Source organism: Agitococcus lubricus, assembly GCF_003051055.1.
In the GTDB taxonomy this organism is placed as follows: Bacteria; Pseudomonadota; Gammaproteobacteria; order Pseudomonadales; family Moraxellaceae; genus Agitococcus; species Agitococcus lubricus.
Genome location: NZ_QAON01000025.1, coordinates 1 through 24840, shown reverse-complemented (window position 1 = coordinate 24840; position 24840 = coordinate 1). Strand labels below are relative to the sequence as shown.

Genomic DNA, 24840 nt, shown 5'->3' with positions numbered 1-24840 from the left:
GTCACTAAATTTTGATGTCTTCATGCAGAATCTCCTGCGTTTATCCTACGAGAAAATTCTACTTTTGAAAGCGGTTATTTTTAGGGATGATTACCGCTCTAGCTGTAATTTGAACTTTACGGTGCGAGACTTACCAATAGCAATTAGCCTATGACCTTTACTTTTCTGCTCTCTGGCTAAATTTATTAGCCAGTGACAAATTTTAAAGTTCTCTTCTAGTATTTCTCTCTTTACGCTTGTAAATGGGGAGGTTTGAAATGCCTGCCAATAGTATAATAGCGCTACAAATCTATCTTTGGCTGGCACTATAGGAGATTTACAGATATCAGACGCCTGTTGAAAGACGCCAGTAAAGTCTCTATCGAACAGTAGGTTATTTAGTTTCTGGTGGTGAGCTTTAAATAAAGCGTCACCAATTTCTTCAATATTCTTTTGAAGTGAAGTTGGGCTAACAGATGGAAATCTACCAACTGACTCCTTCAACCCTTTTATATTTAGATGATCCCAACAGTCAATAACAGAGCTTAATAATTTATTTGCCAACTCATCACGTTTTCTAACCAAATTATTTTCAATTGGAAGGTGAACTTGTATTGATTCGCTACTACTTGATTCAAAAGTTTTTGCTCTCAGGGTTTCATCATTAGTAATAGGCAGCCAATATATTTTTTCTGAAGAGACTTCAACTACTACTAAAATAACTGGAATTTTAAACTCAAAATAGTATTTTAGCCGTTCCAACTTCAGCGTAAATGATAATACTTTACCATTATTGATATATGTCGAGTTTTCTTCGCCTTTGATCTGAACCTTAAATACACTATTTTTCCCTAAGGCTTTACCGTTATCGTCTTTTAATTCAATTTCACCATCAATACCAAAATCATTTTGGTCTTCTTGACTACGAAATATCCAGCTACTAGGTAGGTTGTACTCAAAAATACGGCCGGCTTCCGTTCCTATTTCACCTGCATTCATTGGATATTTGAACCTTCTTTTTTTGCACATAACTTAATTTATAAACCAAAATGTAAAATAACGTGAATATTGTTAGTTTATTAACTATTTTGTCCAATAATACCGTTACAAAACGCCTAAGACATCATTCTTATCGACTAACCATGCAATGAGTTTACGGCCAAATACTAACAATGCCTATAGAGACCGAATGTAGACCTAAAACAAGCTTATATCAATTATTTTTTGATAAAAAAAGGGTATATCCAAAACTGGATACACCCCTAAATATACGTTACTAAGTAACAATTATTTGTCATCTACAGAAAAATAGTCTTGCCACTGATAAGAGTCTTTTTCGAGTGAATCAATAATTGTTTTATCGGCTAATAAGATCATTTCTTGGATAATATTCTTTTGAGGTTCATCGTAATGAGAGGAGAGGCGTTTTAGGGCAAGGCTGGCTTCTTCACTAATCCAAACGTGTAGAGCTTTATCACCTTGTTTATTTTCTCGATAGGCTTTTTGTCGTTCTGCGTTGGTTTTGGCCATGGCTTTTGTCCTTGTTACTTAGTAACAAAAACTGATTGTACCCACAACAAAATTAAAAGCTGAGATTACCTCAGCACAATCAAAAATAACACAATAATCGGCTGGGTGCTTGTCTCACTTGACGCGAATTAGAAACTCTATCGACTTATCAGTATAAATCCAACTAACGCACTCTCTGCTTTAGTCAATGGTCGGGTGATTGCTTTAACATAGCCTGCTATATCTGCCATATATCTAGAAATATTAATCAATATATCCTTACCAGTATCCTCGCCAAGTCTACGAGATACAATCGTTACAGTATATTCCATATTGGATTTTTCATCTCTGATAGTTACATTTTGAGTGTGTTTTTTAGGATTTTCAAGAATAAATCTAATATCTTTATCTTTAAACGCATCAGTTATAAATGTCGTAATTAAAAAGCGGCCAAACCAGTCTAAACCTAGATTTTTATATTGCTCGTAGCGAGCTGTAGCATCTTTATTGCAATATATGGAAACTTGAGTCAATACAGTGTAAGGAGCATCTTTAGCTTGCTCTACAATTGTAAAATCTATATTAAGCAATCCTTTATCAGAAACAGACCAATCCATACCCCAATCTGCATGATACTCTCCAGTCACAACACGGCTTTGGTCTCTATTTGATATTTTAGCCAATGAATCGGCTACAAGTGATAGTCCTTTATCAAATGAGGTTCTAAAGTCAGCATACATTTTTTCTCTTAGAAAAAGAGGTATTTTACAATCATCAATTAGGATCGGTAAAACTATGACTTTTTTTTCGTCTAACTCCCTCATTAATCCAGAATTAATCTCTTTTTTACACCACTCAGACTCAACAGAGGCTTTTGACAATACAACAAGCAAAGCACTTGATTCTTCAATTGCTTCTTGAACTTTAGAAACAATTGAATCTCCCACATTAAGATTCCATTTATCGACCCAAACATGCGTATTTTGCTTCACGAGATGAGCTGCAAACTTATCAACAAACTCGCTATCGCTATGAGAGTAACTTATGAACACAGGCATTTCATACTCCTCACTATTTAACCTGCCGCTATGCCGCAACGGAGCGAAGGCGAAGGCCTCAGATTGAACCAATAGTTAACCATTGGCACTGTCTATCATTTCTGAGTAAGCACTAATCATGGCTTCTACTGCATCCCACTTATTTTCGATGGACAGAACCATGTCTATAGGGGTGGCACCCTTTCGTTTGGCCTTCGCAATTGCCCACATTAGATAGTCAAGAGTGACTACAATACCTGTTTCTTCGCTCCCAACCATAAATGCATAAGTGCTGTTGATTGGCGCATGCTGTGGAAATCTAGCATTAGCTTGGCGAATTGCCTCAACTAGCTTTTCGCTTTTGCCTTTGAGGGCAATGCGCCTGTGCGCTTCAATTTCGTTTCCGTGCAGCCTTATCGCTTCCTTAGCCATGTTCAGCTCTTCTCTCAGCTTTTCCAGTTCACTGGCCGAAATTTGTGGCACTGTTTGAGCAGGCCCAAGTGCTCGCACTACCAGAGCAAGCTGCTCTTCGTATTTCTCTTCTACCGTGAAGTCTGCGTAAAATTTTCCCTTTAGGAAGCCTGGCAACGCGACTTTTTGAACTAGAAGGGGCAACACCACGACTCGCTTCTCGTCGATTTCTCGATTCGATGCGATATCTAGTTCTCGCGAGACCCACTCGCTTGAAATGGAGGCTTCCGAGAGAATGGCTGCTACAAAATCGACTTGATCGAGACCCTCACGAATCTTGGCTACAAGTGAGTCACCAATGTTTATCTCTGCTTCGTCAATCCACACAACGTGCCCCGCAGCTCTTAGACCCGCAGCCAACTTCCGAGCGAATGGTTTGTCAGTATGAGAATGACTTAAGAAAACTGAACTCATAGTATGCTGATCCGTTTGTTTCTAACTAGGCGCATAACACGCAAGTACCCAACAATAAAATTAAAAACTGAGACTACTTCAGAATCATAAAAATTAACACAATAATCGGCTGGGCACTTGTCGCTGTTGATTACTGTAGTTAGGTTAAAGCTCCAATGTAGTTAAATCTTCAACACCAGCCATGTCAGCAAGCATCTTAGTATATTGCCTCAATGTATTTTGCAATAATATCAATTCAACTCTAAATTCCGCACATTGGACTGGATTATTAAATGCTCCTTGTAGACATAAGCGATGCCATTTTGCCGTAAATGGTCTAATAACCTGATTTAGAACTACTATTGCAATTTTTGTAAATTCAGTACATTTTCTAGTATTGCTCTTTAAAACCTGTCTCGTTATTGAAAATAATGAATGTATGCTTTCAAGAGCAGTTTTTTCATCCCCATGTTCAAGACTTAATGATTGTGTCGTAATTCTTGTAAGCAATTCAATATACAGCTCCCAAGCAGCGGCTTTATCTTCATCTATGGGTTTCCATTCCATTTCAAGAAAAGGCACACTAATTTTTAATGAAGACATATTCCAATTTTCAAGCCACTCGCGCCATTTCATTATTGCCACCGCTCCCCTGAACAATTATTAACAAAATTTGGATAAGAGTTGTCAGGAAGTATTTTACTTCTTGCTTCAAATGCTTCATGTATCCAATTTTTTATATGCACTGGATTATTGCTCCAATTATATATTTTTGCATAACCACATTGAATATTATTATATAAGCGAGGAGGAATAGTGTGAGGATCGTATTTACTTAAATCGGTACGAGGGTAAGTTGGAAGTAGAATACCAAGCAAACCACCTCTTGGATTATACATCGTATCTCTGATTGTTGAGCCAATCTCCCAATCAACATGCTTACGTTGCCATGTTCGCGAGCCTATTAGCACTATTGTAACAGTTGAGTCTCTTAGATATTCATCTCTGATTTTTTGCCTAATAGTTTCTGTCGTTATATTTGTATTAATATCACCAATTTGTACTGATTTTGAGATCATAACATCGTGAGTGTTTGCAAATAAACTTTCGAAGTAATTGCGATATGCTTGATCATTCGCATGATGATAACTTACAAAGACCTTGTGCCTTTGATTGTTTCCATATAATGCCATTCTTTACTTCTCCTTACTCTAAAACCTAACGGCGCGTTTCAGCGGTTTACCTCGAGCGACACGGAAGGCAAATCCGACTGGAAACGTTTGTTGGGTACTACTTGTTGCTCAAGTGGCAACACAACTGAGAACTGCACTCCATCTGCTTGATCAAGAGACACCTCTGCACCAAAACGCTCTGAAATTCGCTTGATGATATACAGTCCCATTCCGCGGCCTTCCCCTTTTGATGAGACTCCCTCGTCAAATACCCTAGATGCCATGTTCTCAGGAATCTCCGGCCCGTCATTCCACACGGAAGCAAACAAGGCGTTCCTAGTCTTCTTGGTCCGAACAACTACCCGAATAGATGCCTTTTTCGTAATAGCATCCAAAGCGTTCCCGATGAACTCCATGATACACAAAGCCAAGAACGTTTCCGCGTCTGCTCCAGCAATGCTTGCCGGAAGTCGCTTAGGGCTTAGGATTGACATTGTGACGCCTGGCCGCTCTGAATGAATGTCTTCCTCAATGCCTCGCAGTATTTTGTAAAGGCCATTCTTAGAGCCATGCCGGATTTGCTCCATAAGCTTCTCAAGACGCGAAAGGTTAGTGACAAGATTTTTCGCGACCTTATCGCCTGTCATTCCTTTGTGGGTTTGCTGGCAGAACTTTCGAACAACATCTTTGATTTTGTGCCGCAAAGCACTTTCGAAGAGATCGTCCGACCGATATCGGCTTAGAAACAGACTTATTATGTCACGGCCACTAGATAACTGACGGTATGTCAGGTTTCCGTCAGTAAACAATGAGTGAGATAACCTAAATAGTCCTGCGTCATCTAGAATATCTGCAACCTTATTTATGATTTCATCTACACTATAAGGCTTTAGAATGTAACCTGCGCATGGTAATTTGTCATACTCAGAAAAACCACTCACGAACACTACTGGAAGATCAGGATACAGGGCGTTTATTTGTAAATATAATTCAAGGCCGCCCATTCGCGGCATCATGATGTCCGAAAGAACAATGTCGAATGAACCTTGTTTCAGTTTATCCAGCGCTTCAATCCCTTCGGCCGCGACGTCACACCGAGCACCCACCGCTTTTTCGATATTTTGCGCAAGTAATAGACCCTGTAAAGGTTCGTCTTCAACGTGCAAGATCCGCATAGACTGAAGATGGCTGGTCTTGACACCCGGCTGAGTTACAAGTAGATCGTAAAGCCGTTGTTGAGAGAGCTCTTCCAGTGGCCTGGGACAACCGTCATCTTGCGTCGCTACAATGGCCTCGACCATCTTATCCGCGATCGCGCTAATGCCAGCATCAGTTGTTACCGCAATGCGGTCTGCAAGAAGGGGAAAATGGTCTTGCACTTGCTTTGCATTTAAGTTGTGCCAAACAGGGAGAATCCTCCGGCTCCGTGCATCATCGACAGAAACGAGAAAGTCAAGCTCCTTCTGCGGCCATTCTTTCTGCATAAACGACGGGCTCAGAACTACTATGCCGAAACGAGAAGAGGTCAACCCACGATCAATTTCACGACGAATTGAGTTTCCAAGTTTCAAGGTGTATTCGTCGTACCAAACACGCAGTCCACGACGAGCTAGAGCCTCTGCAAGTGGGCGCACCACATCGCTTTTGTCTTCTGACGCATGAGAAATAAACACATCCCATTCGTGCCGTGTATCTTTATGACTCATAACTATTAGTCCTTTTGTGCTCAACTTAATTTGCACACGCAATTAGCCAACAACTAGAATTACTGTGTTTATCACTTATTTTTTTAATAGTCACGTTAGAAAACACCTAAAGCATTATTATTTGCTAACCGCGAAATGTGTTTACAGCTAAATACTAACAATGCCTATAAAGACCGAATGTAGACCCAAAAGCAGCCTATATCAATTAATTTTTAAACAAAGAAAAAAAGGTATATCCAAAACTGGATACACCCACGCTCGTCATTTTTGACGAGCTGATAAATCATGTAAAAATTAACAATTAGCCTCCTTTTCTAAACGTTGTCCCTCACTGCAATATCGGCTTAAGTTTGGCTTACATACCTTACAAGCTGTCCAGTGATTGATAAACGCCTCATCTTGCGGAGTATTGCCACATTTTCGCGTTATAGGCGCGGTTTGCATGGGTAGCGGTGCATTATCACTGCTTAAGCCTACAAACTGCATACGCCTCGATACACGTGCTTTAATGACCTGATTCATTAGCTCATAGCGTTTATTGGCTGCATCATCAAAGCACAGTAATAAACAATCAAAGGTATTGCCTAAGCCAAAACCTTCTACACAATACAGGGTATCTTCTAGGCTGCATTGTTGGCAATCTATCAAGTGATGATATAGCGGTTTTGCTGCTTGGTTAAGTAAGTGGTGAAGTTCATCTTTTGTGTGTGGCTTACTATTTACTGGTGAGATACGCTCAGTTTTGAGCATATTAAACGAGTCACATTCACGCATCACATTGGGCAATACGCGTTTGCCTAATCGCTTACAAGTGCCAGTAAAAGATAAATGCTCGCACTGGTTGCAAGTCACACAATGACTGTAATTGTTTAGGCTAAATGGGGGTTGTTGCTCCACTGCGGAGGTTTCCGCCATGGGTGTAAGCCTGCCAGTGGTAGAGGTTTCCTCAATTTGAGGAATCCCCTCAGTTTTGAGTACATCTCCTAAATTTTCAGGCGATTGCTTGTCCTCACTTTTGCGTTTTAGCTGTCCGTCCTCCAATGGTGGTAAGTCTGCTCCATCTTTTAGTGGCTCAATTTGAGCCGCTACCTGTAGGACTGGTTTTATCTCTCCTTTCGGGTGAGGGTCATTAGCTGCTTGCTCATTAGTATTATTGGCTAAAATGACAGAATCATTGTTTATATCAGGCTGAATTTTTTTCGCTAAAGTCTCTGTGTTCATCACAGAAAATAAATGATTTAGGTTCATGGTCTAGTCCCATTCACACATGACACACAAGTCACATATATAAAAATACGTGTCCTAGGTGTCCCACGTGTCCCGATAGGTCTATAAGCCTTGATACATAAGGCTTAGCTTAAGGACACGTGCAATAAAATACTATTTAAAGTTTTGTGTCCTATGGTGTCCCACGTGTCCCATAAACTTAAAATTCAGTTTTTTAGGACACAGAGGACACGTAAGGACATAAAGTGAATTTGTAGTTATATTGATATGGTGTCCGATTAGAACCCTTGATACATAAGGCTTAGGCTAGCTTTAGGACACAAGGGACACGTAGGACACCATAAAATATACAAATCACTAAACCTTAGTTATCTTCTTGCCATAACAGCGGCGTGAAGATATACGCACGTGTTCGACCTATACTCGGTAATGTCGGTCTTTGGGCTGCTTTACCATCCTTTTCTGGTGTAATCCAGCCAGCCTCAATCAGTACCTTATTGACTGTTTTGACATCAAATCCTGCACACACTTCATGGCTATAGGCTTCGGGCAATACCGCAAAAACATCCCCATCAGGCTGTTTTTTTCTAAAGCCAGCACGATTAATCACGGTTCTAGGATTGATAGGGTTATCGTCCCAATCGGCAAAACGACTCTCGCCATGTGCTTCAAAAAAGGCGCGGACTTGTGATTTAATGGCTCTGACTTCTTGGTTGCCTATGCCACCTCGTCCGTCTAGCCACGCATTAAAACAGGCAATGGCTGCTTGATAGGCTTCGCCCTTTTTCCAACCTGTAATGCCAAAATCCGTGGCCATTTCACCTGCAGCCGCAACCAAAGCAAAACGACTGGCCACCCGTGACACTTGTTCACTGGCTCCTTGCACAACATTCGTTTTAATAAAACGTTGTTTAAACTCTTTTAAAAACTGGCCGATCTCGTCAGGTTGTTGAGTAATTGCTTCTAAAAAGGCATGACCTGCTGTGCCGTAATATTGGCTAGTTCGTCGGTTTAAGGTGTCCATAAACTCCTTAGCCGTGGCAAAGTCATTTAATTGTTCAACCATGCCCATCCGCTTACCTGCATCGGCGGCAATATCGACTAAACGGACTTCTTGTCCTGCTTTGGTCTTTTTGCCACCATCACGCATCATTTGCTCTAGGCTTAATTCCCCTGACGATAAAAACAACAGTTTCCATGTCAGGTTTTTACGAGGGATTAAGCTCTTTTGGCTGCGAATCTTGCCTTGCTCATTACCGAGCATATAGACCGTTTCGCCAATGGCTTTAGGGTCGGCTTGTGCCATTTCGTCCAGTACCAACAAACCATCGTTATACAAAGCCGCAATGCCTTCTAAGCCGTTAATGGTGGCTCGCCATGTTTGTTTATAGTCACGACTACCCCAAACCGAACAAGCGAGATGTTGGCCTGTACTTTTGCCCACAGAGCTATTGCCACGTAAATGAAAACCGCCACTTTCTTCATGAGCTAAGCGTAATAATGCCCCTGCAAATGCCACGCAAATCGAAAACACTAAACGGCTGTTTCCTACACACAAGGCCGCTACTTTTTCGCGCCAATCTTCTAATGAGCCATGTTGACGATAACCACTGACAAAGGATTGTGACGATTGATAAATCACCATTTCGTTGTCAGGTTGTTTGCCATAGGTGCGGTGTGGAGTAATAAACAGTTGTTGATACCAGCCTGTTTTATCCACGCATAAGGCTCTTGATGGCGTATGATGGTTTTGGATGTATTCTGCAAGGCGCATACGTGCGCTGGCAGTGGGGGCAATATACAAACCACAACTGAGTAATTGACCGCGATAATCTGCACCATCCCCTTTAAAGAGTTCGGCAGGCATCGACCAGTAGTGTTTATGATTATCTCGATCTAGCCATTCCAATAAAAAGCCGTGTTCTTGATGGTCTTGATTTCGGGTAATGGCTTTAATCTTTAATACACCACACACCTGCATGGGCGGTAAATATTTGCCTTCTTTACTCATGCCAACAAAGTACACGCCACGTTTTTCGGTAACGGGATGCTCTTCATTTAAGAAGAAGTACGTGCCTTTGCGTGTATCTTCTTTGGCTTGATGTTCGCTATTATTAATCCCATGGTCTACACTGTCAGTTGCTAAGTCGCTCTCTAAAGGGGCTGTACTACCATCTTCGCTAGGGGGTACGGCCTTTTTTGTTTGTATCGCTTCATCAATCATCTTATTTAAACTCTCTGCACCCTCAGCAAGTACCCACTCGTTTACATCTTTGTATTTACTCGGCGGTAGCATAAAAATAGCGTTTATGGCTGTTGCGGCTGCTTTCGCTTTTGCTTGGCCGCCACCGTGTACATCGTTATCACCAAATACAATAATGGGGTGATGGGGACACTCAGCGCGTAGGGCTAAGGCTGCTTTTTTTAAAGAGCCGTCATTTCCAGCGGCTAAAGTCGGTAAATTATCGTTGGTGTATTCGTGAATGGTTTGTGCATCACTCATACCCTCAGTAATCACTTTGGGCTTGCCTTGATTAAGAATGTCACCACACCAGTAATAACCATCACCTTTGCCTATCCATCGTTTGATATAACGGCCTTTGTCTTTGCCCTCAGTGGCTTTTACACCGCTAATCCCTTGCAACCTCACAAACTCACCTGTTTTTAAATCGCAAAACGGTACAAGCGTAATTAAGCCTTGCAGTGCATAGCCAATACTTTCGGGCTTACCGTTATATTGGTTAAAAGGGTGTTTAAAGGCGTGTAGCTCGTTGCTATTGATAGACAACAAGCCAGTGGTAGTTATGCCTTTACTATCGGTGTAGGGGGTAGAAAGTGCGTCATTGCTTGCTTGGATAATGTTTTTTATTAACATCTCAAAAGCTGCTTTTTCCGCTTTTTCGTGGGCTTCGGCTTCACGCGCTTGTTGTTCGTGCTTGGCTTGTCGTGCGGCCTGTTCCTGTGGGTCAATGGGTTTAACTTCGTGCTTGCTAATATCAAAGCCGTTTTGTTTGGCAAGGTATATCACTGTACCAATGTTGACCTTGCCTACTGTCAAACTACGCCATACGCTTTTTACGGCCTTTGCATCGTAGTTGTCGGCAGTTTGACTCCAGTTATCAAACACATCAAAACCACTAGAACCAAACTCGGTTTTTAAGGCATTACCAACTTTGAGCCATGTATCGCGGTTGTGTGCGTCAATATAAGTTAAGGCAATGGCTGCAACTTCTAGGCTAATATCATTCAACATGATTCACCCCCTGATTATCGCTTGTATCAGCGTTGGCGGTGGCGGTAGCTGCAATCGTATTGCCTGTATTTTGCGCTTGGCGACGCGCTTTAATACGTTTTTGACGTGCTAAAAAAGCATCAATGCTCGTTTGATTGCTCAATTTTTGGGTGGCAAAAAAACAACCTAAAACCGTATCAAATGAATGTTTTGTTTGATAAGACTTCATTACACACCCCCATGACGAACAGCACTAAAACCAATAAGAGCGGCATAGTTAGCATCGGCATATTCACGCGCTGTATTAAAAGCCTCTCGATGCGTTGAAAACATACCAAGACACACACTGACACTGGGAATAAATTCAGGATTGTTTTCGGTTGTTGGCACTTCAAAATGACAAATAGCCAAATAGTAAGGAACGGAGCTAGCCGCTTGAACGTGATTCATTGCACACCTCCTACATATTCGGAAGCGGTACAATCATCATCAATAAATGATTGATACATCCAAGCTGCCATTAATGCGGGATGTTGAATGGCTTGCCGTGCTTGTTTAACTTCTTCTTGGGTGTGGTAATGGCCAATAACTACCTTAACACTGGGTATTAAATCAGGGCCAAGCTCTGTTGTTGGCACTTCAAAATGGCAAATGAGGGCAAAGGGTTTAGACGCAACTGGGGCGTTATGGTTTTGATTAGTCATATTGTTGTACCTTTCTGAAGGGTATGAATGTTTGTGTTATTGACCCTAAATGTAGGGCGGCAGGGAGGTTCAGAACCGTTACAACGACGGCACACGGTATTCGCCCCGAAAGGCTTATTTCCGCGTCCTCCCCACCATAGATAAACTAAGGCAAGGGCAAAGCACAACTTGCCAAAAATAGGCAAATTGCTAAAAGACAGGCATAAAAAAACACCAACTATCGTGTGATGCTGTACGGTTGTGAAGAGGTTCTGAAGCTCTTGCTTTAAATTATTACCAGTCACCACTATCAAGTCAATGCTAAATAAAAGATAAATTAAAAAGTCTTTTTCTTTACTAACTGTTAAAGGTGATAAGTAGCTGATTTTATTCAATTGTGGCAGAAAATCTGAATTGCTACCAAATAGGGATTTTCCCACTTCGACATAACTAGGCTGACAACTTGCCAGTAAAGAAATAGGCAAAGCTATCGTACTGATTTTATTGAAGTCCTCCACAGGGGAGGTATTTAAAGCAATCGTTTTCTCGCTCCTCAAAAATGGGGAGCTTAGATATTTATTCATGGGTTTGCTCCTTATCAGGATAAGGCATTGCTAAGGCTTGATTAAGAACATCAATCAGGTCTTGAATACGGTCTCTAGGAATAGCAAATCCGTTTTCTATGGGTGTCCATGCGCCTGTTTTGTTTAGGTAATAAATGGGTACAGGTAGCCTATCCGCCGCTTTAACAATAAACGGCCTAACAATGGTCGGGCTTGGCTGTTCTTTACCGCGTGGTTGCCATATCAACAAAGGCGGTTTTTTAGCTTTAGGCATTATTAAGCCACCTCGCCAGTATGATTACGGCTATTAGCTTCAATCCATGCGGTTAAATCAGAAAGGCGATAGCGAATACATCGGCCAACTTTGACGTACTTGGGGCTTTTGCCACTGCTACGCCAGTTGGTTAATGTTTTTTCGTTAATTTGTAGAATTTGTGCAGCTTGCTTGTTGTCAACAAGGGTTAAATCATTACCGCGAATTGGGGTAACTTTATCGGTGCTAGGCATAGTCAATCCTCTAGGATTTTGTTTAGAGGATTCCAATGATATAGCGTAATTTGGGGTGCTTTTGGCAAGGGTTACACTTTGCATAGGTGTCCTCCAGTGATGAAGGATTCCTATAATATGCAGAATTTTTAACGATTCAATCAGCCTACTAGCAGAGTATATACTCTACTAGCAAGCTATATGCTTTACTTGCAGAGTATATGGTCTGCTAGCAGGCGTGATGCTTTTTTAAGCTGTTTTTGATGGTTTTAAATGCTCTTTTTTATATTCACTGATATATTTTAATAGCGTATTAAAACTTATATTAAATATATCCAGTCTAAATAACTCCTCAGCTATTTTATTATTGGTTCGATAAATAAAATTATCCTTATATCCATATTGAGATAGCCAATTGATAACTTTTTCTTTTTCTTGGTAGTCTTTATAATGAGATTTTTTAGCCGCATCTGACGCTTTTTTAGATATTTCTCTTTTAGCTTGTTTTTTTATTTCTACCTGTTGATTTTGTTTCAGTTGATTATTTTCGAGTTCTAAAAACTCATTTTTAAGTATAAGATTTTCTGTAGTTTTTAATTGTTCGGCATAACTAATGCATTCTAAAGCAGTAAACATAAAATCATGTGCTTGTTGTGTTTGTTCAAAACGAAAAGAGGCTCTATCCTTATCGCTTAATCCTTGAGGTGGTTGGCTTGTTACAACAAGATGCGCTATAGCTACATGACGAACACCATACACAGCAAAGTAATCAGACATCGTTACTTTTGACAAATTATTGTCTGTATATGAAAAATTATACTCATTTAAGCAATGTTTTAATAAATCAATATCTGTGTGAATATTCAATGCAGTTGCCATATATCTTTTATAATTGCCGCCATGCTCTTGTTTTAATAATTTTGAAAAATCATCAATTACAAAAGTAATACTATTATCTAAGGATTCTATCTCTTCATTTTTCCTTCTACCTAACAAAGCTCTAGCACGAGTAATTAAATTAGCTGCTTGCTTAGGATTTTTAGGTAATTCAATAAAATTATTAATAAACTTTAATAAATGATTCTTATAGTCAGTCAATTTGCGCCCCTTGACGCTATCCATTAAAAAAAGATAAAAACAGCTAAGGATTGCCGTTCTTTCACCTTGTTAGGCTAGGTGTGGTAATTCGGTTAAATACTTGCTACCAACGAGGCAACAGAAAAAAACAAAGTGAGTAGTTGCTGTGGGAATGATTGAAAACCTAGTCTTTGATAAAAACTCGCTGCTTTCATCAAACAGACTTTCCTGCCATTAAATCACGCATTGCTTGAGGGGTGGTGGTGGATTATCTAAGGCTTGCTCTAATGCCGCCCAATCTTCACGACAAAGCCTAATTTGTTGTTGTTCAAGTATTGCTTTACGCGCTGCTTGATAAGCGTGTTCTAAAACAAAAGCACTTACACTCACACCTGATAAAGCGGCAGCTTGTTCAATGGTTTGTTTCGCCTCAAAAGATGCTCGTAAATGAATACGTTCGGCTGCAGTAGTCTGCATGATAAGCCCTCTCATGTACACTGATGTAGCGTACATTATAGGCATTGTAAATGCCCTACAACAAGTTCCAGTGAGTTACAGGGTGCTATTTCTTGTCGTTTGTATCTGCTTAGCTTGGTCAATAATTTGTAGTGACTCTTGCCAACATTCTTTGGCAAAACTCATAAAATCTTCAATCACATCTATAGGTAAATCAACTGATTTATGGCGATTAGCTTCGCCCATTTGCTCATTAAAACGATTGAGTAATGCTAGGTACTTTTGTCGTTGTTCTTTGGCAATCACAATGGGTGGTAGTCCAGCTTTTAAAATTACCAAATTAGCCAATAATCGCGCCATACGGCCATTACCATCGGCAAAGGGGTGAATCCACACAAAAGCAATATGCAAGGCGGTATAGGCTTGTAATACGCTTTCTACATCTAAGGATTGAGCTAAATAATCATTAAGTTTATTAAGCCATTGAGTCATTAAAAGAGGAACATCTTGCGGACTGGCAAAGTTAATAAAAATCATTTTGCCTTGACTATCGCGGCCATACGTTCCATTAGGTTCATTTTTCCATTCGCCAACAGGTTCAAAAATATCAATGACAACTTGAGTTTGTACGGCTCTATGTAGGGTAAATAAATCATCTTGTGTGATAGTTTTACGATTGGCCAATAATTCAAAAATAATGTCAATCGCTTTGGCATGGCCAACAACTTCGTGATGCTCGCGTAAGGACTTGCCACCAATGGTTAAACCCTCATTTAAAATGAATGATGTTTCACCTAATGTCAGTGTATTACCTTCTAGGGCTGTGCTTGTATGTGTCCAAATATCGCGTAACTGGTTTAATACAGTACGTTTTAAATCTTTATCGAGTCCCTCTAAAAACTTCATATCATCAACCTTGTTTTAATAAATTAACCACATCGGCGGTATCAGTTTTCCCCATTGCTTTCAAAAAGTAATCAGTGATTTTTTGCATGGGTGCCCGTAGTCGCTCTACATCCATTTGTATATAACCAGCCGTAACATCACCACCTAAGCTATGGGTACACAAACGCTTAATAGCATAAGTGGATATATCTAAACTCTCAGCAACTGATATAAAGGTACGCCTTAGGTCATGAGATGAAAACTGAATACCAGAGATTTTAACAACCTTAGCAATTTGTCGTTTCGGCTCATCAAAACGTCCCTGCCCTCCTCGTCCTGCAAAAACATACTCATTAACGCGAATCTGTGCACGTTTTTTAAGAATTACCACTAAATAATCAGATAAAGGCAAGGTTATTACTTCAGATTGCTTTTTATGGATGACTGGATGCATCAAAGCTGTATCCAATTCGATTTGTTCCCATTTTAAGGATAAGACATCATCCCGTCTTAACCCACTAAAAAGACAAAATTCTAAGTAATCTGCCACGGTACTGGGCGATGCGTCTATATGGTTTTCATCACTAGCACGTAGTGCTTCTACAGCTTGAATCCAAAGCGGTAGCTCACTTGCTCTTAAAATGGTTTTGCGTCTTGTTTCAGGTGCCCAAGCTCTAGTATGGGAAATACGAGTGACTGGATTGTCAGTAAAGAAGGGTTTGCCGTGTTCATCTTCATATTGACCATGGGCAAAGTTAAATAATGCACGTAAACATCGCATCACATTATTAGCAGCAATTGCTTCGCCACCTTCAATAATCTTTTTATGGCGAATAGCGACCATATCGCGGTCAATATCTTTGAGCGGCTTATTCTTCCAATCTGATAAATGATTATTGACCATTGATCGATAGCCTTTTTTGGTGTTTTCGGCAAGGCTTGCACGAATAGACAAATAATCCTCTAAACATTGACCGAGTGTCGTGCCTTTGGCTCGTTCGGCTTTTTTGGCTTTGTTAGGATCTATCCCTGTCACCATCAAACCTAATTGTTTTCTGGCTTCGGTTCGGGCTTGGTCAATGGTCATCGCGGGATAACGCCCTAGCGTGACACGAACAATTTTATTATTGACTCGCCTCGTTAAAACAAATGATTTTGTACCTTTGATAGTAATGCGGAGTTGCAACTCTTTTACTGTTTTATCGAAGTAGGTTTCTCGGTCTTTTACGGGTAAAGGAAGGCCATCTAATTTTGCTTTGGTGAAGTTAAAAGTCTTATCGTCCATAAATCACCTAAAATCTCTGGGCTACACGGGGGCTACAGCATAGAATGACTTTAAATGTATCTTAAATGATGTAGCGTGATGTCAAACCATTGATAATAAAGGGCTTGAGTTATTTACAGTGTAACACAGTTATCTACAGTGATGTATTATCCTAAAACTCATAATGCTGGGGTCGCAAGTTCGAGTCTCGCCATAGCCACCAGAATTTCTTATATATATCAAAGCCTTGCAAATATGCAGGGCTTTTTTATTTCCCATTTCCTAACACAAGTGACCAAAAAATGACTGCATATCATGTAGCTAATGTTAATCAAGCAATATCAGACTGGTCATGATAATATTTACGTGATTTCTCACCAAAGTCCATTGCTATCATTAGGCTTGTATCATAAATCACTTAGTTGATTAACATTACCATCAGACCTAATGTGTTTGCTCACATTAGGTCTGATATAGCCCACGCTATAGTACACACCATACACTAGATAATACATTAGCCACATGCGATTGCTGTACCGCATTCACTCCTAATATATTGGTAGGCATAGGCATTAAGGCCATGACTTGTACTAATTGATTCACTTTACTATGGTCTAAAACATGGCCATCCGCTGTTTTGAACTCTTCTATTCTATTACTTGTGCCTTGATACCAATCCTTAATAAGAATTTTATCAAACGTACCTAACAAACTAATTTGTAGATTATTTGCCGAACGACTAAACCATAATTGATTATAGTTAATGCCCTGTTCAAAAATAACGGTATCTTTATTAGAGAAGGTAGTATCTTTATCAATAATCGTATCGACGCCCCACCCTTTAGCAAAGATATAGGTATCATTACCAGCCAAGCCTGTGAGTGTGTTATTTGCAGTATTACCTTGCAATTGATTTGCCTGATTATTCGCTGTGGCTGAGATATTATCTGAACCCGTCAAGACAATATTTTCAATATGATTTGTCAATATCCAACTCACATCACTGACGACGGTATCTATACCTTGCTCATGTTGTTCAATCACTGAATCATTTTTACCCACATAGTAAATATCATTTCCCTCCTTACCCATCAACATATTACGACCATGATTACCTACCAAATAATTGTCTAATTGATTACCCGTTGCATTGATATGTTGACTTCCAGTCAAGATAAGTTTTTCTAAATGGTCAGACAATGTATAAGTCACTGTACTTTGTACAGTATCAAAACCTTGACCAAACGACTCATCAATCACATCAAGACTATTATCTACATAGTAAACATCATTTCCTACCCCACCCATAAGTGTATCTTTGCCTAACCCCCCATTTAATAAGTTATCCGCCGCGTTCCCTATAATCATGTTGTCTAAACTATTGCCAATACCACTTAATGCTTTTAGCCCCAACAACTCTAACACTTCAACAAAATCGGGCAGGGTATAATCAACAGTACTTTTTACGCGGTCATTGCCTTGATTATTGAGTTCAATCACCCAATCACCTGTCATACATGTATTTGGATTTAACTGCTGACAATTTGTATTATGTGGTTTATGGCTTTGTTGCTGTTCATGAGCGTCATCATTTTTTTTATGGTGCTGGTGTGCAGGATGACCGATACTGCTACCTGCACCATCATTTTGATTCTCACAATGGCCTGCAGGGGGCGGATCTTCGCCATTACCTAAGCCTTCATTACCTTTTTGATAACAATTTTGTACTGGTGTATCAACATAATAAATATCATCGCCTTGACCTCCTTGCAGAGTATCACTACCTAACCCTCCATTGAGGGTATCGTTATAGTAACTCCCTATTAATTTGTCATTACCATCACTGCCCATCAATGCCAATCCGCTTGCTTGATTAATCTGAAGTTGAAAATCAATATATGCTGTCAAGCCATGATTATCTTTTGCTGTTAAACGTAAAGCTAAGGACAACATCTCGGTAGGAACGCCCGAAATTAACCCCGTTTCAGGATTAAACTGTAACCACGTGGGCATTGTCTGATTAAGGGCATCTAATTGCCATGTTAACTGATCTAGTTGGTCTATATCATTAAATAGGTCTCTGATATCGGGAAGATCTAAAGACCAAGACTGACCGACATTTGCTGATTGCTTAGCAATCGTATGAGTCGCAATTGGCGCATCATTAACACCATTAATTTGTATAGATAATTGACTACTCTCAAAAGCCATTCCGTCAGTTGCTTGGTAGTTAAACGTCTCTGTGACTAATTGCCCCGCACTCAATTGTTGGGTAGCCAGATGATTCACTTGATAGTCATAATTGCCATCATGAGAAATGGTTAAAGTACCATATTGACCTTGATATTGCTGTGTCACGGTTTCTAGAATATCTGTATTATCAATATCTCTATCATTGATTAATAAATTTGCTGAAACGGCTGTTATATCTTCATCAATCATCACTACATCAGCTTGTAATATCGGTGCGTCATTTTCACCCATAATACGAATAGTCAGTAAATTTTGACTTGAGGCTACTGTAGCCTTATCGTCATTGACCCAAACTTCAAACTGTTCAGTCAGTTGCTCACCTATACCTAGCGTCTGCACAATCGGACTCTGAGTCAAGGTATACGTGTAGTTTCCATCGTGGCTCAGTGCTAAAATGCCATAATTGAGTTGATAAGTTCCTGCATTGACTACTACCAAGCTGTCGCCATCGGGATCACTGTCATTATGGAGTACATTACCCCCGATTAAGGTGGCATCTTCATTGATATCTTGATTATCATGAATAACAATAGGGGCATGATTGAGTGCTATATCACTTAACTGAATCTTATCAGTGCTGCCACAGAAACTCAGTTGTTCTATGCGCTGTTCGTTACTCAGCCATGACTGTAAACGAATACTGCCCGTCAGGTGATTAAAATTAATCACTAAGTCTTGGTCATCGTAACTAAAGAGTAAGTTATCTAACTGAATGTCTGAGGATAAATGTAGGGTATCTAGACCCTGTTCATCCATAAAGATGTCATCGCCATCACCCGCATAATAAATATAGCTATCATCTCCTGCGCCACCTAATACCGTATCATTACCTTCTGCGCCACGAATACGGTCATGACCACTTAAACCTTGAATGTGATTGTCTAAGCCATTACCCAAGATAAGGTTATCTAAATCATTCGCTTGTGCTTGATACACACCAGTGCCTAGATATAAGGTTTCCACCTCATAGGCTAATTGGTAACCATTCAGCATGCTAATAACGATATCTTGCCCTTGGTTAGTTAGCTCGTTAATGACATCACTGGCATCATCAATAATATAAATATCATTGCCTAATCCACCAATCAGCGTATCAGCACCTAAGCCACCATCTAAGATGTTATGACGATGGTTAGCAATCAGTCGATTATTAAAATCATTACCTACTATATCGGCGTTGACATCGCCGATTAAATGCACTTCTTCTATGTCTCCCCATAAACGAACACTCATACGGCTATATACAATGTCATAACCACCGTCTACATTTTCCCATACAGAATCGGTAACGGCGTAATTCGTTTTCAAATAGTGACTATAGTCAATATCCCCTGAGAGTAAGCCGCAATGACTCCCATCATCCATAAAAATTTGCTCTAGGTGATTGATATCAGCGCTGTAGTAGCCATCTATATAATAAACATCATCGCCATAGCCGCCCTCTAACTCATCATATCCGCCATCATCCCATGCGTAGAGCGTATCTTGACCATTGCCCCCATACAGTGTGTCATTACCTGCTTGACCATCTAAATAGTTGCTAATCGTTGTCCAATCAGGCTCATCGCGCTCGTACTCTATATCACCGCTGTGTAAATAATCGTTGCCTTCGCCACCATATAACGTGTCGTTACCACTCATGCCTTCTAGATAGTCGTCACCCAGTCCACCATCCAAATAGTCATCGTTGGCTAATACAGGCTGGTTTATAATTTCATAATAGGCTTCATTGACAACGATATAATCTCGCTGTGCACCCCCTCCCATTAACGTATCATTGCCCTCACCGCCCCATAAACGATCACTACCAGAACCTCCATCCAGTTGATCGTCTCCCATGCCTCCATCTAATACATCATCATTCGTTGACATCTCAACAATCGTGACTATTTGCCCATTGGGTTCTGGCGTCACTACGACATACACATCGTCTATACCGCCCTGTAAAGTATCATTCCCTTCGCCACCATCAAGGCTATCATTACCTCCTGCGCCATCTAAGTAATCACTCCCCCATTCGGCACTTAAAAAGTTATGTCCTGCATTGCCAAGTAAACTGTTATTTAAGGCGTTGCCATAGGCAATTAAGTCTTGTGTTTGGCCTGTCAGCAGATAATTGTCGACTAGCCTAACTCCTTCTACTTCACTGGGCGCACGATAATCTATCGTGCTTAATACCACATCAAAACCTTCCTGACTGTATTCAATCACTTGGTCGTTTAGACTATCAACTTCATAACGATCCGAACCTTGACCACCTATCATTAGGTCATCACCCATACCCCCAACTAAAGTATCGTGATCATCACCCCCAATCAGGGTATCATTATCTGCTGCACCAAGTAACTCATCACGGCCTGACTCACCATAAATCAAATCATCTCCATCATCGCCAGACAAATAGTCACCTGCATCTCCACCCCATAACATGTCACTGTTTGCACCACCCAATAGGGTATCGCTTCCTTCAAGACCACGGAGTTGATTAGCAGTATCATTTCCTGTTATCTGATTATTAAGCGAATTACCAGTGCCTATTTGGGCATCCGATAGCAATACAAGATTTTCAAGATTCTCTCCTAACTGGTAATTAAGTCGAGATATCACTGTATCGACACCGCCTGTAACCCAATAGCCAAAGTCCGTATGCCATTGCCAACCTGACTCGATAATTTGATCATTTATATCATCCACATGGTATTGGTCATTACCCATTCCACCTTGCATCAAATCTGCACCTTGTCCTCCATCGAGTAAATCTTCATCATCACCGCCAATTAAACTATCACTCCCCATACCTCCCAGCAAAGTATCTAGCCCTAAGCCGCCCAGTAATTCGTCATCTCCCTCTTCACCGATTACGTAGTCATTACCTAGTAGCCCTGATAATAAGTCGCTGCCAGCTTCACCCATGATATAATCGTCACCAGCCGCACCATAAACCGTATCATTCCCATCACCTGCATGTACGGTATTTGTTTTTGTTTGACTGAGCGCATAAATGACATCATGTGCGTGTGTGCCTGTAGTCAACACCTTAGCGTCTGCCACTAAGGCATCTAACTGATAAATCTGGTCACGGATAATGGTACCGCTCGCATCACTAAACCATAAACCATCCCAATCAATGGTATACGTCAATGCCGCCAATGGATTGAGCGAATCAACATGATTAATAATCAACTGCGTATCGCTATCTATTCCCTTTATGCTTAACTGTTGAGTGGATACATCATGGTGAATACGCACCCCATCAGCAAATCGTGTAATATCTTCCGGCTGATATAAAAAGGGCTGGCCTAAACTATTTCTAAAAAAATGTGTAATCAGTGCTGCCTGTGTGCCTGATTGATTTTGGCTAAATTGTAAATAACCCGTATGATTCACATCATCAATCCATGTGAGTTCGTCTGCATCCACATAATAGATGTCGTCACCCTGACCACCGACCAAACTATCTTCACCTATTTGACCACTGAGATGATCATTTCCATCTTCACCATACAATACATCATCTCCTGCTCCACCCTCTAAGGTGTCATCACCTATGCTACCTTGCAGTACATCGTCATCTGCCATACCCAACAAATAATCATTACCCTGATTGCCAACTAATAGGTCATTACCTGCCCCGCCATATATGGAGTCGTTACCGTTTCCTGCAAAAACCGTATCGTTGCCTTCTAGGACATAGATTTGCTTTTCAAAATCAGATGTCACAAGCCAGTCATTTTCATGGGTGCCTTCTACCCGTGTCATACGGATAATATCTTGATAGTGAAGATAGATATTATCGCCCGTCATAATAGAGGCTAAGGTGGCACCTGTTTGACCATGATTCTTAAAATAATCTTTGATGGTTAATAACTGCTCATTATTTTTGAGTCTGATACTCAGGTCATCATTCACCTGTACAAAATCCATACTCGACAGATGTAAGTTAATCTCTAAAGTATCTTCACTTAAAGTATCGCCATATAAAGTGTCTAAACCATCACCATAACGATAAGTATACAGGTCTGCACCTTGCCCCCCATTTAAGCTATCATTACCCAAACCTCCGATTAAGGTGTCATTCCCTGCACCTGCCATTAAGGTATCATTGCCCAAATCACCGTGTAGCGTATTGGCTTGCTGATTACCCATAATCTGATTATTACTTTGGTTGCCTTGTCCATCTAAGACATCATATTGGTTGGCTAACACTAATTGCTCAATATGTGAGGCTAATTGATAGGATTGAATATAACTCAGCACGCTATCTACACCCTGCCCCTCATATTCAATCAGCTCATCGTGCAAATCATCGACTGTGTATTGGTCATCACCTAATCCGCCCAGTAAGGTATCTGCACCCGCTTTACCATCTAATTGATTACTAAGGGAATTACCCTCTACTCGATTGGCTAATTGATTACCTACAGCCTGTATGGCTGCCTCCATCAGTATCAAGTTTTCTAGATGCTCTCCGAGTGTGTAATCAACCTCGCTATATACCGTATCATCACCTTGGTTTAATAATTCGAGAATATGGTCGTTTATACTATCTATCTGATATTTATCGTCACCTAAGCCACCCACTAAGGTATCCGCCCCCAAACCACCTTCTAGTAAATTATTGGCGTTATTGCCGCGTAAAAGATTATCTTGACTGTTGCCAACAATATTAGCCTGCGCATTTCCCAGTAATAAGGCGTTTGTTTTATCTTGCGCCAAGATAATCGTGTCTACTGATAACGCATAACCTTGATAAATCGCCTCAAATTCTAAAGCACTGTATTGTTGGCCGTTGATAATCCATGTATTAATGTGTGCTAAGTTAAGGATAACTGTGTCTTGAGCTGTATAATGTAGTTGTTGTTCATAGACATACAGCCAGTTTAGATTCACGCCATATAAGTGAACGCTATTTTGGTCGTCTGATTCAATAATCGAGTCAACACCATCCCCTTGATAAAAATAATAACTGTCTGCTCCATATCCTCCCATTAAGGTGTCATTTCCCTGTCCACCTATCAGCGTATCTTTTCCATCTTGTCCCAATAACGTATTATGGGCATAATTACCAACTAAGGAGTCATTATCATGACCGCCAATGGCATATTCAATCACACTGCCATAACCAATAAAGACTTGCTTATCTTCCAAAATACTGGGGGATTTTACGCCTTCAAATGACCATCCACCTTGATTTAGGTTAATCGTGACGGCTAAGATAGATTGGCTAAAATCTATACCATCATTACCCGCAGCATCCGCAATATAACGGTCATTAATTCCATAAACATTATCCTGTGTGCGAATATCAGGATTAACACCATATAAATATTGTAAAGCGGCAATATCAAATAACCCAAGTTGCGTATCATTCACTTGGTTAGAGTTATAAGACATCACGGTATGTTGTTGTGTATTTTCTTCGCTTGGTAAAATAGGATATTCAAATGGATGCTTTAATCCTAAAGCATGTCCTATTTCATGAAGTAAGACTTCAAAACCCACCTGTCCTTGGTCAAATGCATCATTTTTATTCGCAAATAACCTTGAATTAAGGTGTATTTCACCTGTCTGTGCATTGCCATATCCTGCAGCCGCACCTGCTTGTGCGCTCGTTAAGTCATCCATAAAAAAGCTAAAATCTGCGGTTTGTGTACTTGACTCAACAAAGCGAACATTTAACTGTTGCTCAAATACCGCTAAAGCCTGTTGAATAGCGTCCTTATGTGTTTGCGTAAAAAATTTGAAATTTTGCTCGATAGTAGGCGTTGAGGCAAAACAATAACTCAATGTGGTTTTACCCAAGCTCTTAATGGTTTCTTGGCTGACTAAAGCCTGAATAAAATAGGCAATATTAGGATTAGCAGGTTCTGGCTCTTGGGCAGCAGGCGGCGCGAGTTGATAAATAGATTCTTTATCCCATACCACACCATCATCAAAGACAAATTCACTGATTTCAGGGGCTTGCTCAGCCGCTTCTATACCCGTTTGTGTATTCAATTCGCTATGATGGGAGGTATTATGCTCGGTGTAATAGTCAACAACCGTCACTTGACTTTGACTTGCGCCATAAATAATCACTAAATTGTTCTGGTCTCGAATAACTTGATTTATCTGTTGACTATCAAACTTAAAATAGACCAAATTCTTTGTTTTTTCCCCAACTAAATCTGAGGAAGATTCAATAATCGTATCTATGCCATCACCCAGATTAAATATATAAATATCATTATCTTTGCCGCCGATTAAATAATCATTACCTGTCCCTCCCTCTAAGACATCATCACCTTCTTCTCCATACAATTGATCGTTAAAATCCTCTGCCATTAAAATATCGTTTCCTTTACCGCCATATTGATCCTAGCCAGAAAATTAGACAGTTGTACCCTCTAAAAGTAGTAGATGCTTTTGCATAAAAGCATTTGGACTCAACCAGCCATTGGCTGAATG

At 40.3% G+C, this 24840-nt stretch carries 20 protein-coding genes and 1 pseudogene; all 21 read right to left on the bottom strand.

Annotated elements, in window-relative coordinates; all coding sequences use genetic code 11:
• Window positions 1-90 precede the first annotated feature (90 nt).
• Window positions 91-978, bottom strand: coding sequence for a DUF4365 domain-containing protein (locus C8N29_RS15435; RefSeq protein WP_107866965.1), 888 nt, complete (start codon window positions 976-978; stop codon window positions 91-93).
• 288 nt (window positions 979-1266) lie between these two features.
• On the bottom strand, window positions 1267-1509 hold the full coding sequence (locus tag C8N29_RS15430) for a hypothetical protein (protein ID WP_107866964.1): 243 nt from the start codon (window positions 1507-1509) through the stop codon (window positions 1267-1269).
• 137 nt (window positions 1510-1646) lie between these two features.
• On the bottom strand, window positions 1647-2546 hold the full coding sequence (locus C8N29_RS15425; protein ID WP_107866963.1) for a toll/interleukin-1 receptor domain-containing protein: 900 nt from the start codon (window positions 2544-2546) through the stop codon (window positions 1647-1649).
• 75 nt (window positions 2547-2621) lie between these two features.
• The gene (locus C8N29_RS15420) at window positions 2622-3410 is read right to left on the bottom strand and encodes a toll/interleukin-1 receptor domain-containing protein (RefSeq protein WP_107866962.1); all 789 of its coding nucleotides are present in this window, start codon (window positions 3408-3410) and stop codon (window positions 2622-2624) included.
• Between the two features lie 144 nt (window positions 3411-3554).
• Window positions 3555-4025, bottom strand: a complete 471-nt coding sequence (locus tag C8N29_RS15415) for a hypothetical protein (RefSeq protein WP_204509374.1) — start codon at window positions 4023-4025, stop codon at window positions 3555-3557.
• Window positions 4025-4582 (bottom strand): TIR domain-containing protein, encoded by a 558-nt coding sequence (locus C8N29_RS15410; RefSeq protein WP_107866961.1) that lies wholly within the window; start codon window positions 4580-4582, stop codon window positions 4025-4027. The genes C8N29_RS15415 and C8N29_RS15410 overlap by 1 nt, the downstream gene beginning before the upstream one ends.
• 38 nt (window positions 4583-4620) lie before the next feature.
• The gene (locus C8N29_RS15405; protein WP_107866960.1) at window positions 4621-6267 is read right to left on the bottom strand and encodes a TIR domain-containing protein; all 1647 of its coding nucleotides are present in this window, start codon (window positions 6265-6267) and stop codon (window positions 4621-4623) included.
• A 294-nt stretch (window positions 6268-6561) separates the two neighbouring features.
• Window positions 6562-7515 (bottom strand): hypothetical protein, encoded by a 954-nt coding sequence (locus C8N29_RS15400; RefSeq protein WP_107866959.1) that lies wholly within the window; start codon window positions 7513-7515, stop codon window positions 6562-6564.
• Between the two features lie 343 nt (window positions 7516-7858).
• The gene (locus tag C8N29_RS15395) at window positions 7859-10747 is read right to left on the bottom strand and encodes a DUF927 domain-containing protein (RefSeq protein ID WP_107866958.1); all 2889 of its coding nucleotides are present in this window, start codon (window positions 10745-10747) and stop codon (window positions 7859-7861) included.
• Window positions 10737-10955: a hypothetical protein gene (locus tag C8N29_RS15390; protein WP_107866957.1), complete on the bottom strand. Its 219-nt coding sequence runs from the start codon at window positions 10953-10955 to the stop codon at window positions 10737-10739. The genes C8N29_RS15395 and C8N29_RS15390 overlap by 11 nt, the downstream gene beginning before the upstream one ends.
• A complete protein-coding gene (locus tag C8N29_RS15385) occupies window positions 10955-11176 on the bottom strand; it encodes a hypothetical protein (protein WP_107866956.1) in 222 nt (73 codons plus the stop codon). The genes C8N29_RS15390 and C8N29_RS15385 overlap by 1 nt, the downstream gene beginning before the upstream one ends.
• Window positions 11173-11430, bottom strand: coding sequence for a hypothetical protein (locus C8N29_RS15380; protein WP_107866955.1), 258 nt, complete (start codon window positions 11428-11430; stop codon window positions 11173-11175). Before C8N29_RS15380 ends, C8N29_RS15385 begins: the two co-directional genes overlap by 4 nt.
• Window positions 11427-11993 (bottom strand): hypothetical protein, encoded by a 567-nt coding sequence (locus tag C8N29_RS15375; RefSeq protein ID WP_107866954.1) that lies wholly within the window; start codon window positions 11991-11993, stop codon window positions 11427-11429. The genes C8N29_RS15380 and C8N29_RS15375 overlap by 4 nt, the downstream gene beginning before the upstream one ends.
• On the bottom strand, window positions 11986-12246 hold the full coding sequence (locus C8N29_RS15370) for a hypothetical protein (protein ID WP_107866953.1): 261 nt from the start codon (window positions 12244-12246) through the stop codon (window positions 11986-11988). The genes C8N29_RS15375 and C8N29_RS15370 overlap by 8 nt, the downstream gene beginning before the upstream one ends.
• A 2-nt stretch (window positions 12247-12248) precedes the next feature.
• Window positions 12249-12479, bottom strand: a complete 231-nt coding sequence (locus C8N29_RS15365; RefSeq protein ID WP_107866952.1) for a helix-turn-helix transcriptional regulator — start codon at window positions 12477-12479, stop codon at window positions 12249-12251.
• Window positions 12480-12707: 228 nt separating this feature from the next.
• Window positions 12708-13556 (bottom strand): hypothetical protein, encoded by an 849-nt coding sequence (locus C8N29_RS15360; protein WP_146164485.1) that lies wholly within the window; start codon window positions 13554-13556, stop codon window positions 12708-12710.
• A 213-nt stretch (window positions 13557-13769) separates the two neighbouring features.
• Window positions 13770-14012: a type II toxin-antitoxin system TacA family antitoxin gene (locus tag C8N29_RS15355; RefSeq protein ID WP_107866950.1), complete on the bottom strand. Its 243-nt coding sequence runs from the start codon at window positions 14010-14012 to the stop codon at window positions 13770-13772.
• Between the two features lie 75 nt (window positions 14013-14087).
• Entirely contained in the window at window positions 14088-14897 is an 810-nt protein-coding gene (locus C8N29_RS15350; protein ID WP_107866949.1) for a Fic family protein, read from the bottom strand.
• 4 nt (window positions 14898-14901) lie between these two features.
• Entirely contained in the window at window positions 14902-16161 is a 1260-nt protein-coding gene (locus tag C8N29_RS15345; protein ID WP_107866948.1) for a tyrosine-type recombinase/integrase, read from the bottom strand.
• A 462-nt stretch (window positions 16162-16623) separates the two neighbouring features.
• Window positions 16624-22152, bottom strand: coding sequence for a VCBS domain-containing protein (locus tag C8N29_RS17385; protein WP_338025959.1), 5529 nt, complete (start codon window positions 22150-22152; stop codon window positions 16624-16626).
• A 267-nt stretch (window positions 22153-22419) separates the two neighbouring features.
• A pseudogene (locus tag C8N29_RS17380) lies at window positions 22420-24732 on the bottom strand (matrixin family metalloprotease); the annotation flags it as partial.
• Window positions 24733-24840: the final 108 nt, after the last annotated feature.